The organism is Acinetobacter sp. GW821-FHT09D10, from assembly GCF_059416285.1.
In genome coordinates, this window is the sequence record NZ_JBWKOW010000004.1 from 1 (window position 1) to 14,598 (window position 14,598).

General features: G+C 38.4%; 12 protein-coding genes and 1 pseudogene. 5 read left to right on the top strand and 8 right to left on the bottom strand.

Annotated elements, in window-relative coordinates:
- The 4 genes and pseudogenes from AC07M3_RS10775 to pepN all read right to left on the bottom strand — a co-directional run.
- Positions 1-471: pseudogene (locus AC07M3_RS10775) on the bottom strand (fimbria/pilus outer membrane usher protein); the annotation flags it as partial.
- Between the two features lie 9 nt (positions 472-480).
- Positions 481-1,188, bottom strand: a complete 708-nt coding sequence (locus AC07M3_RS10780; protein ID WP_494567275.1) for a fimbrial biogenesis chaperone — start codon at positions 1,186-1,188, stop codon at positions 481-483.
- A gap of 74 nt (positions 1,189-1,262) precedes the next feature.
- Positions 1,263-1,793 carry a Csu type fimbrial protein gene (locus AC07M3_RS10785; RefSeq protein ID WP_045430719.1) on the bottom strand — a complete coding sequence of 177 codons (531 nt, stop codon included), beginning with the start codon at positions 1,791-1,793 and terminating at the stop codon, positions 1,263-1,265.
- 591 nt (positions 1,794-2,384) lie between these two features.
- The gene (gene pepN / locus AC07M3_RS10790; RefSeq protein ID WP_494567276.1) at positions 2,385-4,991 is read right to left on the bottom strand and encodes an aminopeptidase N; all 2,607 of its coding nucleotides are present in this window, start codon (positions 4,989-4,991) and stop codon (positions 2,385-2,387) included.
- Between the two features lie 318 nt (positions 4,992-5,309).
- Between pepN and AC07M3_RS10795 the strand changes: the two genes are divergently transcribed.
- From AC07M3_RS10795 to thiM, 3 genes are all read left to right on the top strand, one after another.
- Positions 5,310-5,567: a hypothetical protein gene (locus AC07M3_RS10795; RefSeq protein WP_004643236.1), complete on the top strand. Its 258-nt coding sequence runs from the start codon at positions 5,310-5,312 to the stop codon at positions 5,565-5,567.
- Between the two features lie 151 nt (positions 5,568-5,718).
- A complete protein-coding gene (locus AC07M3_RS10800) occupies positions 5,719-6,876 on the top strand; it encodes a hypothetical protein (protein ID WP_494567277.1) in 1,158 nt (385 codons plus the stop codon).
- 35 nt (positions 6,877-6,911) lie between these two features.
- Positions 6,912-7,739 carry a hydroxyethylthiazole kinase gene (gene thiM / locus AC07M3_RS10805; RefSeq protein ID WP_465082171.1) on the top strand — a complete coding sequence of 276 codons (828 nt, stop codon included), beginning with the start codon at positions 6,912-6,914 and terminating at the stop codon, positions 7,737-7,739.
- Positions 7,740-7,771: 32 nt separating this feature from the next.
- On the opposite strand, the gene AC07M3_RS10810 is transcribed toward thiM, so the two are convergent.
- From AC07M3_RS10810 to AC07M3_RS10820, 3 genes are all read right to left on the bottom strand, one after another.
- Positions 7,772-8,623 carry an AraC family transcriptional regulator gene (locus AC07M3_RS10810; protein ID WP_494567418.1) on the bottom strand — a complete coding sequence of 284 codons (852 nt, stop codon included), beginning with the start codon at positions 8,621-8,623 and terminating at the stop codon, positions 7,772-7,774.
- Between the two features lie 81 nt (positions 8,624-8,704).
- The gene (locus AC07M3_RS10815) at positions 8,705-9,064 is read right to left on the bottom strand and encodes a 5-carboxymethyl-2-hydroxymuconate Delta-isomerase (RefSeq protein WP_494567278.1); all 360 of its coding nucleotides are present in this window, start codon (positions 9,062-9,064) and stop codon (positions 8,705-8,707) included.
- 43 nt (positions 9,065-9,107) lie between these two features.
- Complete coding sequence (locus AC07M3_RS10820) at positions 9,108-10,820, bottom strand: AAA family ATPase (protein ID WP_494567279.1); 1,713 nt, start codon at positions 10,818-10,820, stop codon at positions 9,108-9,110.
- Between the two features lie 230 nt (positions 10,821-11,050).
- Here AC07M3_RS10820 and mdh point away from each other — a divergent pair, with 230 nt between their 5' ends.
- Both mdh and AC07M3_RS10830 read left to right on the top strand, forming a co-directional pair.
- On the top strand, positions 11,051-12,223 hold the full coding sequence (gene mdh, locus AC07M3_RS10825) for an iron-dependent methanol dehydrogenase (RefSeq protein WP_307009076.1): 1,173 nt from the start codon (positions 11,051-11,053) through the stop codon (positions 12,221-12,223).
- Between the two features lie 195 nt (positions 12,224-12,418).
- Positions 12,419-13,387 (top strand): alpha/beta hydrolase, encoded by a 969-nt coding sequence (locus AC07M3_RS10830; RefSeq protein WP_494567280.1) that lies wholly within the window; start codon positions 12,419-12,421, stop codon positions 13,385-13,387.
- Here the strand turns inward: AC07M3_RS10830 and AC07M3_RS10835 are convergent.
- Positions 13,384-14,574 carry a helix-turn-helix domain-containing protein gene (locus AC07M3_RS10835; protein WP_003652386.1) on the bottom strand — a complete coding sequence of 397 codons (1,191 nt, stop codon included), beginning with the start codon at positions 14,572-14,574 and terminating at the stop codon, positions 13,384-13,386. The two genes, AC07M3_RS10830 and AC07M3_RS10835, sit on opposite strands and share 4 nt — an antisense overlap.
- Positions 14,575-14,598 lie beyond the last annotated feature (24 nt).

Consider the following 14,598-nt stretch of genomic DNA (forward strand, 5'->3'; position numbering starts at 1 on the left):
TATTTTTAGTAAATGAGGACTCGTGAGCTGTTGACCATTTAAGTCAACTGAATAATCCGCCAACATGTTTGAAGGAACTTGTAAGTTTAGAGACTGCTCATTCTCTAGATATTTAAACTGGATTTCTTTTAGCTCATTAATACACACCCATTGGCTATCAGCAACATGCTCATCCATTTTCACTCTTAAAGTTTTTAAGGCGCCAGAGCGAATATATAACTTTCCATCCTTAGATTGCTTCACAGCAACCAAGTCTTCAGCAGCATTTAAATTAATAGAAACAACTAAAAAAAGCTGAGTAAAATTAAGATATTGTTCCTCTCCACTTATATTCCCCTGTGCATATTTATTATTGCTATCTATAGATTTAGGAACACTGGGAATTGGAGTGTTAGTATTATCTTGGAGTTGCTCAGCAAAAGAATACGCTGGAAGATATGCAACACATAAGACACCTATAATGTATTTCATAGAAGCCTCTTAAAGTGTGGTTTTCTTACCATTAACTGTCAGAGAAACGCTGTATTTATGATTTGGCTGATATGTAAAATTATTAATAGAGTAGCTTCGTGCCTGCTCCGCAAGAATATAACCATTCACGGTATTTACTTTAATGGGATAGCTTTTATTCGCTGTGGTATCCACAAGCGCTAAGTCATTTAAAAGTGCATGCCTGTTTCCAATATTGCTAATATTTAAGGAAGGTACCTCCTGATTAGCATCAATTTTCCAATTCAATTGAGTAATCGCGTCTTTATTTACTACAAATACAGGCAATGACGAGCGTAAAAGTACGTTAACCCCTTGAGCTGCTTTACGGCTATCAATCGGTTTTGGTAGTTCATCAATAATAATGCGATACGTTTTTTCGCCAGAAACAGGTTTAGGATTAATTCTAACTACACGCAAATTATAAGAATCATTAGACTGTAATTTTAAAAATGGCGGGCTAATTGCGATTTCATCTGTAGGTGTTAACTGATCCTGTCCATTTTTCTGAGTCCATTCAAATACACGAATCTGCAAATCACTACTTTCATTCGATTGATTAAATAAACTAATTGAAGCAGCACTCTGATTACTTAATATTTCTACATTCACAGGCGAAAGACGAATTGTAGCGGCATTAATATTGTTAGATGATAAAGATAAGAATAATCCCGTAATAATAAAGATATTTTTTTTCATGATTTACTCAAATATAACTTTTTTAATGTGTTAGCCCTTTCAAAAGGGCTAACAATATTTCTAATTTATAAAAATTAATAAGTTACTGTTATTGTTACTGTATCAAGATAGCTACCCGCACTCGGCAGCGTTGAGCCAGCAGGAATACGCCCATATACATTCACTGTTTGTACTGCACCACTACCAGTTCCACTATAGGCAGTCGTTGCAATGCCGATTGCTGTGGCATGCCCCGAATCTGAGTAGAGGTTATAAGGAATATATTCGTTGCTTGTTGCTCCACCAATCATACGACGTTGAGTTGTCTGAGCATTTTGCCCAGCATCGAAAGCCAAGGTCCACGGCACAGTGTTGTTACAAAGGACTTTGATTGAGGTACCACCTGTGGTTGTGGTGTCTGCATCGACGTTGCTAGCAAGAGAACTTAAAGTCCCAAAGTCTAAAACCGCATTCGCTGTTGTACCTGTAGCGGAAGTATTCAATACACAACTATTCGTTACTGTTGCCTTAACAGTTAATGTACCCGTTGCTGTAGCTGCATTTGCTGAATTGAGAGAAAATAATGCTATAGCAATTACTGATAAATGAAAAAAAGTCTTTTTCATAGTCAAAACCTTTTAAATTAAATTGTTAAAACTAATAGATATAAAAAATTTAGCACTTATTCTTACAATCATTTTTTATTTGACTGCTCCTTTTAAAGTTTATTTTTTACCCTATTTTTAAACATCATACATAAAAACAATTAAAATGCATGAACTTATTATTATTTTAATTTCTAATTAACAAAATATAATTACTCAAACCAACCCCACAGATACAAAAATTAACATATCAAAAACTCAACCTATTGATTTAAATAATTTAAATAAAACCCTCACAAAGTTTATTAAGTAAAATTTAAATAAATATGTCAAAAATTCAGCTAATTTTATGAAACTAAATGCTAAATACAGATTTACTTACTTTATTTTTATATTATTGCTCTCTTAAATTTTGATTGTATATGATTACTTAAAGATAAATTTCAAACAAACCATCAAATATTATAGTTTAAATAAAAGTAAAATGATTCGCAGTGGAGCTAAAGACGAACCACTATAAGGAAAGTTTTATTTTTTAAGCGTTAAATCGCTATAGAGATATAAAAAATAAAGGCCTCTTACGAGACCTTTATTTTTTATATTTAAGTATAATTAAACACTCAACATACTATTTAAAGTTTCAGAGACATTTTTCGATTTCACTTTAGGCTGCAATGCTTGCAAAGCCTGTTGCACTTGAGTCCGCTGAGGTTCTGCCAAAGTGTACCAACGTGACAATACCTGTAACAGTCGTGAACCTAAAATTGGATTCTTCTCGTCAAGATATTGTGCAAGGTTAATAAAGTGAGCTACACCAAAGCCCCACGTGTTTTCAGGATTATTTGATAATCCTCCACTCACCGCACGAATACGGTTTGGAGTTGTTAAATCATAATCAGGATGTTGAGTAAGGTATTCAATTGTTTCAGTTGTCGCATTTGGGTTTGCAGCCTGAATCATAAACCACTGATCTAAAGATAAAGCTTCATCTTTAAAACGGTCATAGAAATCAGCAAGTACATCTTGAGCTTGAGGCGCATTTTGCCAAACCAATACACGTAGCGCACCTAATCGTTCAGACATATTACCTGTGTTCTGATATTGCACATGTGCGAGTTCAAATGCGGTTTGATCACCCTGACGAGCCATCATCATGAGCATAATGTTCTTTAACGCACGCACACCCATTGCCAAAGAAAACTCTTTTTGCAAATCTGGGTCAAGTGTAAGGTACGTATCTTTCCAGAATGAACCCAACTCTTGTGCTAAACGATTGAGCAATGCTTCACGTTTTACATGAATATCGGCTGGTGCATAGTCATGATCTATACGACTACCCAGATAACCTTCGCTTGGTACATCAAACAAGCGCGATGCCAATAGCGGGTCGCGACCAACTAACTCAGGCAAAGTACTTTGAATGGCTTGAATGTATGCATCCGCAGAATGGTCTTCTAGCAAAATACGTTCAAGCAAAGTTTGCGTTGCTTGCCATTGGTTAAAGCCGTTTGTTTCGTGCTGAATTAAAAAAGCTAATTCATCATTGGTATAATCAAACACAAGATTTACGGGTGCAGAGAAATTACGGAGTAGTGACACAACGGGTTGCTCAGTCACGCCTGTAAATTCGATAGTTGCTTCATTTTGGTCAAACAAATACACGCCATCTTTAACACCGTTTACAAACAAGCTTTCACTATGCAATGTATATTGCTCACCTGTTTTAGCATTAAATAGTGCCAATGCCACAGGAATCGGAACAGCTTTTAAATTTGGATATTTAGGATGTGCTTTTAGGCTTTGTTTAAAGCTTAAACGGTAAGTTTGTGCTGCTGCATCATATTCACCTTTTGCTTCAAGCTTTGGCGTACCCGGTTGGTTATACCAAGTTAAGAATGCAGATAAATCGACACCTGAGCCAGCAGTTAACGCAGCAACCCAGTCTTCTACAGTCACGGCTTGTCCATCATGACGGCGGAAGTATTCATCGGTCCCTTGACGGTATTTTTCTTTACCTAACAAGGTCGACATCATGCGGTTAATTTCCGCACCTTTTTCATAGACAGTCGCCGTATAGAAGTTATTAATTTCGACAAAGTGATCTGGACGTGGTGGGTGCGACAATGGACCTGCATCTTCAGGGAATTGATGTGATTTCAGTACAGCTACATCATCAATACGTTGAACCGCAGCAGATTGTAAATCTTCAGAGAATGACTGATCGCGGAATACCGTTAAGCCTTCTTTTAAGCAGAGCTGGAACCAATCACGACAAGTAATACGGTTCCCTGTCCAGTTATGGAAATATTCGTGAGCAATCACAGACTGTACACGCATAATCGCAGCATCAGTGGTGTATTCTTCATCGGCAAGCACGCATGCTGTATTAAAGATATTTAAACCTTTATTTTCCATTGCGCCCATGTTGAACTGACTGACTGCAACAATCATATAGTTGTCGAGGTCATAAGGACGACCATAATGTTCTTCATCCCAACGCATTGAATGCTTTAATGCTTCCATCGCGATATGACATTTTGGAATATCTTTCTCAATTGCATAGATTTCTAAAGCAACATCACGTCCTTCAGAGGTCGTATAGCGATCTTTAAGAACTGCTAAATCACCAATGACACAAGCAAATAAATAGCTTGGCTTTTTGGTCGGATCTTGCCAAATCGCGAAGTGACGGTTTTCACCAGCCTCACCTGTTTCTAGCAAATTACCATTGGCAAGTAGCACTGGATATTTTTTGTCTGCTTCTACGCGTGTAGTAAATACAGAAAGTACATCTGGGCGGTCTGGATAGAATGTGATTTTGCGGAAACCTTCAGGTTCGTTTTGCGTTACAAACAAGTCATCTGCTTTATATAAGCCTTCTAATTGAGTATTCGTTTCAGGATGAATAATGACTTGCGTTTGTAAAATGACTTCATCTGGTGCATTAGTGATCACCAGTTGCTCACTATCGAGTGAATATTGTGCAGGAGTGAGAATTTGTCCATTTAACTGAACAGACTGTAATTCTAGGTCACGGCCTAATAGCACCAGATCTCCAGCAGTTTGACGCTTCATCACTAATGTCGAATCAACAATTGTTTTGTCATCATATACTTGGATATCAAGATTAATTGATTCAACCAAGAACGCAGGTTTTTGATAATCTTTTAAATAAACTGTCTGATCTGCCTGAACTGGAGGCTGCGCCGCAATATTCATCTTTATTCCTTATATACTCGTCTAAACGGTAGTATGAGTCGTCATGAAATATCATACGCCAAGTCATACATACTGTATTTGATTACCTTTATGAAATTAATGGGACTTCATTTATACATTTCAAATTAGAATCTTGTTTTATTAGCACAGATTAGACCAAATTTACGATAATCGTTGTTTATATAAGCAATCTATACAATAAAAATAAAACATATTTAGCTTTTAACATTTTTTAGAGTCAGCTTACATTTTGGGCATGGTTCTTGCCTAATTAAATATACCAATATGGGTATCTAAATTAGAACAAGAGGTGTCAGCATGGAATTCAAAGCACATTTTCATCGACTAGAGAACATTAAAGCTATTCATGATCTATCAGCAGCAGGACTCGATCACCATGTGATTGCCGTGTTCTTATCTGCAGAAGGTATTTCTATTACAACTCAGGAGGTTACTTCTATTGTTAATACTTACGATGCGTTAGGGAAACTGAAATTACCAAGTAAAAAAGTACAGGCTCTTATTAAAGCCAAAAAGCTTGGCCAAAATGATGAGAGCTTGCCGTGCCCTGTTTAATTCAACTTTTTAGCCCACTATGAAAACCTAAAATCGAAACATAGATTTTAGGTTTTTCTATTTTAGCAACAAACGAAATTGGCAATCTCCGCCATCTACATCGCGGCTGTGTATAATAGCCCCATCATTTTTATTTTATGTTCGGAGCAAAATGGCCTTACAAATTCTACAGAAACAGCTAGATGAAAGTAGCCATTGTCCTCTCTGCCAAGCCTCAATGTACTGGGTAGATGCCGAGCAATTTGAACAAGACATTCAATTTCATGAATGCAGTCATTGTCAGCACCGTCTATTTAAAGATCAAAGAATGACTTGCCACTGTGATACATGCACAAAACAACGGAAAAAGCTTCTACAACAAACACGCCTACAAGAACAACGACAATTTAAGTCAAAAGAACAACCACAACGCAGTCTGGAACAGCTCAGCTTTTTACATAAACTGTTCTTGCTAAGTCTCCTAGACGACTATGCCCGTGAAGAAATCTCTCATGATGAATATATTCATTGGGACAAAATTAAATACCATCACATCACGCCTAACTGGATGTTTCAGAACTATTTAATTAAACAGTTGCATAAAGATGGCATTTTGAATGCACATGACCAAACTGATGACCCACAATGTTTTCACTTAAATATTCGTTTAGATGGCTACAGCGATCCAAGTTTATTTAGTGTGGCTCAGCAACTACGTAATTGGTTTTATGAAAATTTAAGCTTTGGTATTCCTTTTCGTAGTACAGATGAAGTGAAAGACGTACTTTTTCAGGTGCTCTATCAAGAAATTATCCAGTTCATGCAGTTCTACTGCCGAACTTGGGGTATCCAAATTGCCGGAAATTCAAATTTTCAAAGCTTTTGCTATCGTTTAATGGATTCACTCGCAATTGGGCAGATTTATTATCTGGTACAAACTGCACTCGAATATCTGTATAAACAAAAAGTTTTACAGCCTCGCAATGATAAGTTTATTAATACCAATTTATTAAAGAAGACTTTAGAACAATATCGCGAAAGAGCCGTGACCGAAAAGTGGGAAACCTCTATGCTCCCTCGTCCTCACAATATTCCTTACAGTAAAATGAGTTATATTTTGCTTAATCGTTTCTTAGGGTACGACGAACAGATATTTGTGCAACCTGTATGGAAAGCATGGCGAAAAATTGAACCACGTTTAAACTTTTATTCTGTCAAACGTTGTATGTATTGTGGCTCAAATGATCTAAGCGTTGAATATGATGCAGCAGATTATGTTTCTTTGATTTGCCAAAAATGTAAGCATCAAGACCACTATTTTACCCACTAAATTTATAATCACTTTGGCTTACTAGGGATAATAATATGACATCGACATCTAGTTTGATTGAACAGGTCATTGAAGCTTGGCACAACATGCAAGCCAAAACGCCTCTTGTACAATGTATTACTAATAGCGTTGCTGCAAACTATACGGCCAATGTATTACTCGCGTCTGGTGCTTCGCCTGCGATGATTGATAATCCTTATGAAGCAGAAAGCTTTACCAAAATCGCATCGGCCTTGAGCATTAATTTAGGTACGCCCACCACTGAGCAAATGCAAGCCATGCAGATCTCAGCTAAAACAGCTCAGCTAAATGATATTCCATGGGTACTTGATCCGGTTGGGTATGGGCCAATTTTAGCTTGGCGTAGTCAAATGACAGACGAGCTTTTACAATTTAAGCCAAGCGTTATTCGTGGTAATGCTTCAGAAATCAGTACGCTTGCAGGTAATCAGGTTCAATCTAAAGGTGTAGATAGCACCCTAAGTAGTGATGATGTCTATCGACAGGCTTACGCGCTATTAGTACATACAGACTGTATCGCAATTTCGGGCGAGTCAGATTACATTCTATCTAAAGAACTAGATGTCGTTATCCAAATTAACGGCGGCAGCCCCTTACAACCTAAAATTACAGCAACAGGATGTGCTTTGGGGGCGTTAATCGCTGCATATAGTGCGGTAACGACTCCTACCATTGCAGCGCTTTCAGCTCATATACATTTTGCAATTGCGGGTAAACTTGCATCCAATCAGGCACAAACCATGGGAAGTTTTAGTACCATTTTTATGGACTATATCCATATGTTAGATGCCAACCTAATTGAGCAATATGCAAATATCAAACTATTTGGTTTAAAGGCATAGCCACAAGAAGTTATGCCTTTGTGGGTAACGGACTACTTTAAAAGTAAATAGATATCTGTAATAAGATCACATTCTTTCACATCATGCACAAAGTTATGATAGTGAAAGAAAACTGGATAATCTCCAGCTTCTTCGGGCTGCTCAGGTAACCAGTTTTTAAAAATGTAATATACGCTATCTTTAATCTGGTCATGGCTACCCAAATGTCTTACGGTCGCGTAACGTCCGGCAGGAATTTCCCCTGTTTGTACGCCATAAATATTTTCAGGTACAGCCGTTTCAATTGACCCTGCAATGTCAAACCTAAACGCGACTGATGGCGTTTGTTCAGGGTCAGAAAAAGGAATGCCATACGTTCTTGATTTAGTCACGGGTGATAAACCCGTTTCTTTACGCCAAGCAATAAAACGCGCAGCAGTTTCAAAAACTTTATCTGGACTTCCCAGATGCGACAGATACGCAATCTTTTGGGCAGGGCGCTCAACAATATTTACATGCATTTTTAGCTCACTTTTCGGAAGTGTAAAAACAAACTTCTGGTGCCAAGATTCCCAGTCCGGTTTATCTCTAAAAGCCCGAGGAGTTTGATCAAATGAACGCTTAAATGCACGAGTAAATGCCTCTGGACTATCAAACCCTGCTTGTAATGCAATCTCAATAATTTTGAGATCAGGTTCAAAAGCCAATTGAAAAGAGGCCCGCTTTAAACGAGAAAGTTGAATAAACTTCATCACATTTAAACCAATATGAACGGCAAAAATACGATGAAAATGAAATTTGGATAAGGCTGCAATCTGGCTCAATCGATCAACATCTAAATCTTCATCTAAATGTCTTTGAATATAATCGCAAACCAGTTGCAGCTTTTGTGTATATACAGCCATACATTTATGTCTGTTCATTCGATAGCACTACTTTTACATAGTGCTGATCTCTATTCTTGATCGAAATTGCGCTTTTTAAAGTTATACAACTTGCTTAAAATAATCTTCTTTTGGCATATCAACAAGTTCAACACACAATTGAATTTCTTTATTAAACTCTTGTTGTAGATAATTTTTATTGCTGAGTGCTGCTAACAATTGATCACCCATCAGTTGTTTTTGCTCTGCATTTCTTCCCGACAAAATATAAACTTTTACATGAATATAAGCCTGTTCCAGTCCCAAACCAATTAGGAAAACATCATCTTTACGTGCACGGCTTTTAATGTCTTCTGGACTAAATAAAGTCGTCTCGATAAGTGTGGTATTAATTTCTTCAAGTAATTGTTTTGCGTTTAATCCAGTTAAGTTATCTGAATAATCAACTACAATGTGCGGCATAGCCACCTCAATTTATGTAATAAGTAATGAAGCTAATTAAACTTTACTCAATAAATAATAAAGCTAATCGAACCTGATCATATCCCATTCGAGGACTGGTTGCTTCAACGATTGGTCTTAGTTTGATCGAACCATCATCAGAAAAATGATCTGGATTTTGGCGCTTTTTCAGTTTCTTATAAATTTTTCGGATTTCTTCGACCACTTCTTCCCCAGGATGGACAACCGAAATATCCAGTTTTTGTTCTTTATGAAGTCGAGCCAAATGGTTAATGATTGTCGCTGGGGTAAGGCCACGTTCATGTGCAATATCTTCAATCTCATAGCCTTCTTCAAACAACGCACGTGTTTCGTCTAGGGTTGCCGTAGCGTAATTTTGCTTTCCACCTTTTGCGATTTTTTTCTCATTACGAGAAATCTCGGTTTCATTTAAAGTTCCGCCACAATGACGAATAAATGCTTTGTGCTGAGCAGTTAAATCTACATCTGCAAAGTTGTCTTCTGCTTCTTTAGACAACTCTTGGAAACGACGATCGGCTTTTACAGCCAAGCTATCTAGCTCTAGAGCTTGCTCGTTAATCCCTAATAACTTTAACCCAGTTAAAGATTTCAAACGTGAAAGCGCAACATAACCCTGACCTTTTTCAAAGGTGTTCATGAGGTTAATTTCAGCAGCTTCTAAGGTCATCCCTTGGCTTTTATGAATGGTAATCGCCCACGCCAAACGAAGTGGAATTTGCTGGAAACTGGCAATCACTTTACCTGCATCATTTTCAACTGACCAAGTTTCAGGCGCAACAAGCAATGTCGTACCATCGGTTAGTTTCACCTTTGGTAGCAATCCGTTTTCATCATCTTCTTCAAAACCAATGACTTCACCTAAACTCCCGTTGATATATCCCATATCAAAGTTGTTTTTTACAAACATGACTTTTGCATGTTTCTTAAGGGTGAGTTCTTCTGGTGCACGAACCGAAGATTTTAAAGTTTCTACCAGTTTTTCATTACCATCTAAAACTGCATTAAATTGATGTCCTTCATTATCAATTTCATTTAAGTGCTGATAATTGATATTGTCGACATCCATATTGTGCGTATAGAGACGAGTAAAGGTCTCACCAATATCTTGTGAGCGTGATTGACGCAGTGCTTGTATATGGTCTGATTGAATATTTTGCGCGCGAATGGCATTTAAAATCTGGTTAAGAATTTCATCGTCTTGGCGGTGTTGTTCTGTTAAATAACATACGCGGAATTTAGCTTCGACCCATGCATCAGACATAAAACAGAACTTGTCACGGTTGGCTTCACTATTACGTCCAACTGGTGGCAACTGAAAGAAATCTCCAGCGACAATGACTTGGATGCCACCAAATGCCTCGTCGCTCTCTTTAAAATATTTTAAAACCTGATTCACCAGATTAAGCTGTTTTGCATGTAACATCGAAATTTCATCGATGACGAGAACTTGCGCATTTTCAAGGTGTTCCTTGAGATATTTACGCTCTTTCATACGTTTTAGGTCATCGTCAGTTAACTGATCTTTAATCCCGATGCCTGCCCATGTATGAATCGTCATACCGTTCATATGCGTTGCAGCAATACCTGTAGATGCCGTAATAGCCACAGGCACTTTACGTGCTTTTAAGTATTGGATGTACTGATTGAGTGTATAGGTTTTCCCTGCACCAGCCGAACCGGTTAAAAAGACATTTTCACCTGCTTTAAGCAGTTTAAGCGCAGTTTCCTGTTTCATAATCTCATAAGTACATCTTCAACAGCCCATAGCTTAACGACTTTCCCGAAAAAATTAAATGAATGCGCCAGAATTTCTGTAAAATCATTATAAATCAACAACTAATAATAAAATAATATTTGGTAGGTTTTTGGTAGGTAGGAAAATAATCTTCACATCACAATACTAAGGCCATGGTGAGGCTCACCTGTAATAACAAACAATGGATTTATGGAAGAAGGAATCACTCCATGGCTTTTAAAAATATTGCAGATCAAACAAACGGTTTTTATATTCCCTGTGTATCACTCTTTGGACCAGGATGTGCCAAAGAAATAGGTACAAAGGCACAAAACCTCGGCGCAAAAAAAGCATTAATTGTGACCGATGAAGGCTTATTTAAATTTGGTGTCGCAGATCTTATCGCAAACTATTTAACCGAAGCAGGCGTTGCTAGCCATATTTTCCCGGGTGCTGAACCAAACCCAACTGACGTCAATGTTCATAATGGCGTAAATGCCTATAACGACAATGGCTGTGACTTTATTGTCTCACTAGGTGGTGGTTCATCTCATGACTGTGCAAAAGGGATTGGCCTCGTAACTGCTGGTGGTGGTCATATTCGTGATTACGAAGGTATCGATAAAAGTAAAGTCCCAATGACACCGCTGATTGCGATCAACACCACAGCTGGTACTGCATCTGAAATGACCCGTTTCTGTATTATTACCAATACAGACACTCACGTAAAAATGGCAATTGTCGACTGGCGTTGTACCCCACTCATTGCAATTGATGATCCGAAACTCATGATTGCAAAACCGGCTGGTTTAACAGCAGCAACAGGTATGGATGCTTTAACCCATGCTGTTGAAGCCTATGTTTCTACGGCGGCCAACCCAATTACCGATGCTTGTGCAGAAAAAGCCATCACCATGATTAGTCAATGGTTACAACCTGCTGTCGCAAACGGTGAAAATATCGAAGCTCGTGATGCAATGAGCTATGCACAGTACTTGGCTGGTATGGCGTTTAACAATGCATCTTTAGGTTATGTACATGCGATGGCGCATCAATTGGGCGGTTTCTATAACCTACCTCACGGCGTATGTAACGCAATCTTGTTACCACACGTGTGCGAATTTAACTTAATTGCCTGTCCAGATCGTTACGCAAAAATCGCAGATTTAATGGGTGTAAAAACTCATGGACTGACCGTGATGGAAGCTGCGTATGCTGCAATTGATGCCATTCGTAAACTGTCTTCATCCATTGGTATTCCATCTGGATTAACAGAGCTAGGCGTAAAAACTGAAGACCTTGCAGTTATGGCCGATAATGCTCAAAAAGATGCGTGTATGCTGACCAACCCTCGTAAAGCAAACCATGCACAAGTTGTGGAGATTTTTAAAGCAGCACTTTAATACTAATGTAATGGCATATCCCTCTAGTAAGTCAAACCCCTCCGACCGTTGACTTACTTTTTGGGGAATACTTAGCTCCAGCGGTATTCCCTTTTTTTAAACCTCTATTCCAATCCAACCTCTAAACCTGATTGACAATTCGCCCATTTCATTGAAGGATACTCAGCATGTCTTAATTACAATAGCTCGATAAAAATGAATACATCTTCAGCTAATCAAAATTATGTTCCAGATATTTTAGGTACTGGCTACGAACAGCTTACACTCAACTTTCCTAATGATTACGAAGGAAAAGTTGTAGCTACCTTAGTGCGTAAAAAGGCCGCTCAATCCACTCAAAAAGCCGTGCTGTATATTCATGGTTTTTTAGATTATTTCTTTCAAACCGAAATGGCTGAGCAATTCAATGCTCATGGTTACGACTTCTATGCCTTGGATTTAAGGAAATACGGCCGTTCAAAGCTGCCTCATCAAATTTTCTATAATGTGCTTGATTTAAATGAATACGATGCCGAAATTACTCAATCATTAGATATCATTGCTAAAGAACAGCACACACAAGTCTTACTTGCAGGCCATTCGACTGGTGGTCTGACAGCAACGCTGTACGCGGCTCATCACCCAAACCATCCTCTTATTAAAGCGCTGTGGGCAAATAGTCCATTTTACGACTTTAATTTAAGCTTGGTCGAAAAGAAATTTGGTATTCCAATGCTCAGTCGAGTAGGAAAATATCTACCTAAAGTTAAATTCCCAAGCCAACTGAACAAATGGTACACCGCGAGTCTTCACAAAGAACTTAAAGGCGAATGGGACTTTAATCTGGACTGGAAACCAACGTCTGCCCCTACTGTTCAACTCAGCTTTGTACATGCGATTCATACGGCACAAAAAGAGATTCATCGCGGGGTTAAACTCGATATCCCTGCACTGATTATGCACTCCCATCAAACTAAAAACCCTAAAAAATGGGAAGTTGATGCCACTCAAAGTGATGTGATTTTAGATGTTAAAGACATTGAAAAACACGGTAAAAAAATCAAAGGAGATATATCCGTTGTCTCTATTCACAATGGATTGCACGATTTAGTCCTTTCAGCCCAGCCAGTACGAGAACAAGTCTATCAACAATTGTTCCAGTGGCTGGATCAAAAAATCACTTAACTGAGCTTAGGTGAGTCAAGGTATTTCATCAGCAATTGATGTGCGGGATGTTCGCTAGGTACTAACTCCATAAGACGTTCTACCGCATCAATTGCTTCAGGGAAATGAGCTAAATGCTTTAGTAATAAATCTGTTTCTTGTGTTTTAAAAATCGCATCGCTTAAACGTGATTCTAGGCAATCACGCCATGCACATAAAAACGGACTTTCCGTTTTGGCCAGAAAAACGCCTGTGTAAAGTTGCAAAGCAGAAGCCGCATATCCCGCATCCAGTGCCTGTTCAGCTTGTAAAAAATCCGCTTCAACATGTACAAGCAAACGATATGGCCGAGATCCAAGTAAACCACCCAAAATATCTCGAAGCTGAGACATTTCAGCTTTAAGCGTCCCCATACTGACTTTACGTTCGCCATACAGTGCCTGATAAAGATGCTCTAAAGTTAAGCCATGCGGACATAACGCCAATATTGTCAAAATTTCAATTTGACGCGGCGTTAATAACAAGCTTTTACCGTTAAATTTAACTTGCGGTGTCGAAAATGCACGAATATGTAACTGTTGACGCTGCTGCTCTAGCAAAGCGGATTGAATAATGGATGCACATCGTTCAGCGGCCAATATTCCTAAACTATTATGATTCTTCCAAGTTGTCGATAAATCAACGACACCAAGGGTTTGTTTCGAGTATGGATCGATAATTGGCGCGGCATAGCACACCCAATCATGAATCGATTCCATATAATGTTCATTTGAAAAAACACAACTTGATTGCTGAGTTTTTAAAGACAAAGCCAATGCATTGGTGCCAACAAATTCTTCACGCCATTGCCCACCCTGCACAAAGTGAACACGCTCAGCTGCACTTTGCATTTGAGCACTTGTTGCCGTCCAAATAATGGTACTGCCGATATCACCAACAGCAATCACCATTGAGGATTGTTCAGCGATATGACGTAAGTCGTCGGCACACTGACTTAAAGCCATATCTAAAGCATTTTGTGAAGCAGATTTTTTCTCGACTAATGGAGCAGCAAAACGCTCTTTAGGAATCGCAGCAGAGGCTGACCGTTCCCATGAACTTGCAATACTTTGACCCAGTTTGGCAGCATTTTGAGGAGAGAGACTATTTTGCGTACGCAGTTGATCAATCAACGTCCGTTGCTGCAATAAATCCTTTTTTGTGAACATTTGTAAATTCCTTATATATCCACA

Coding starts and splice junctions, on each gene's coding strand:
- AC07M3_RS10835 (WP_003652386.1), bottom strand. CDS start 14,574: ATGTTCACAAAAAAGGATTTATTGCAGCAACGGACGTTGATTGATCAA.
- AC07M3_RS10785 (WP_045430719.1), bottom strand. CDS start 1,793: ATGAAAAAGACTTTTTTTCATTTATCAGTAATTGCTATAGCATTATTT.
- AC07M3_RS10810 (WP_494567418.1), bottom strand. CDS start 8,623: ATGGCTGTATATACACAAAAGCTGCAACTGGTTTGCGATTATATTCAA.
- AC07M3_RS10800 (WP_494567277.1), top strand. CDS start 5,719: ATGGCCTTACAAATTCTACAGAAACAGCTAGATGAAAGTAGCCATTGT.
- AC07M3_RS10780 (WP_494567275.1), bottom strand. CDS start 1,188: ATGAAAAAAAATATCTTTATTATTACGGGATTATTCTTATCTTTATCA.
- thiM (WP_465082171.1), top strand. CDS start 6,912: ATGACATCGACATCTAGTTTGATTGAACAGGTCATTGAAGCTTGGCAC.
- AC07M3_RS10795 (WP_004643236.1), top strand. CDS start 5,310: ATGGAATTCAAAGCACATTTTCATCGACTAGAGAACATTAAAGCTATT.
- pepN (WP_494567276.1), bottom strand. CDS start 4,991: ATGAATATTGCGGCGCAGCCTCCAGTTCAGGCAGATCAGACAGTTTAT.
- AC07M3_RS10820 (WP_494567279.1), bottom strand. CDS start 10,820: ATGAAACAGGAAACTGCGCTTAAACTGCTTAAAGCAGGTGAAAATGTC.
- AC07M3_RS10830 (WP_494567280.1), top strand. CDS start 12,419: ATGAATACATCTTCAGCTAATCAAAATTATGTTCCAGATATTTTAGGT.
- AC07M3_RS10815 (WP_494567278.1), bottom strand. CDS start 9,064: ATGCCGCACATTGTAGTTGATTATTCAGATAACTTAACTGGATTAAAC.
- mdh (WP_307009076.1), top strand. CDS start 11,051: ATGGCTTTTAAAAATATTGCAGATCAAACAAACGGTTTTTATATTCCC.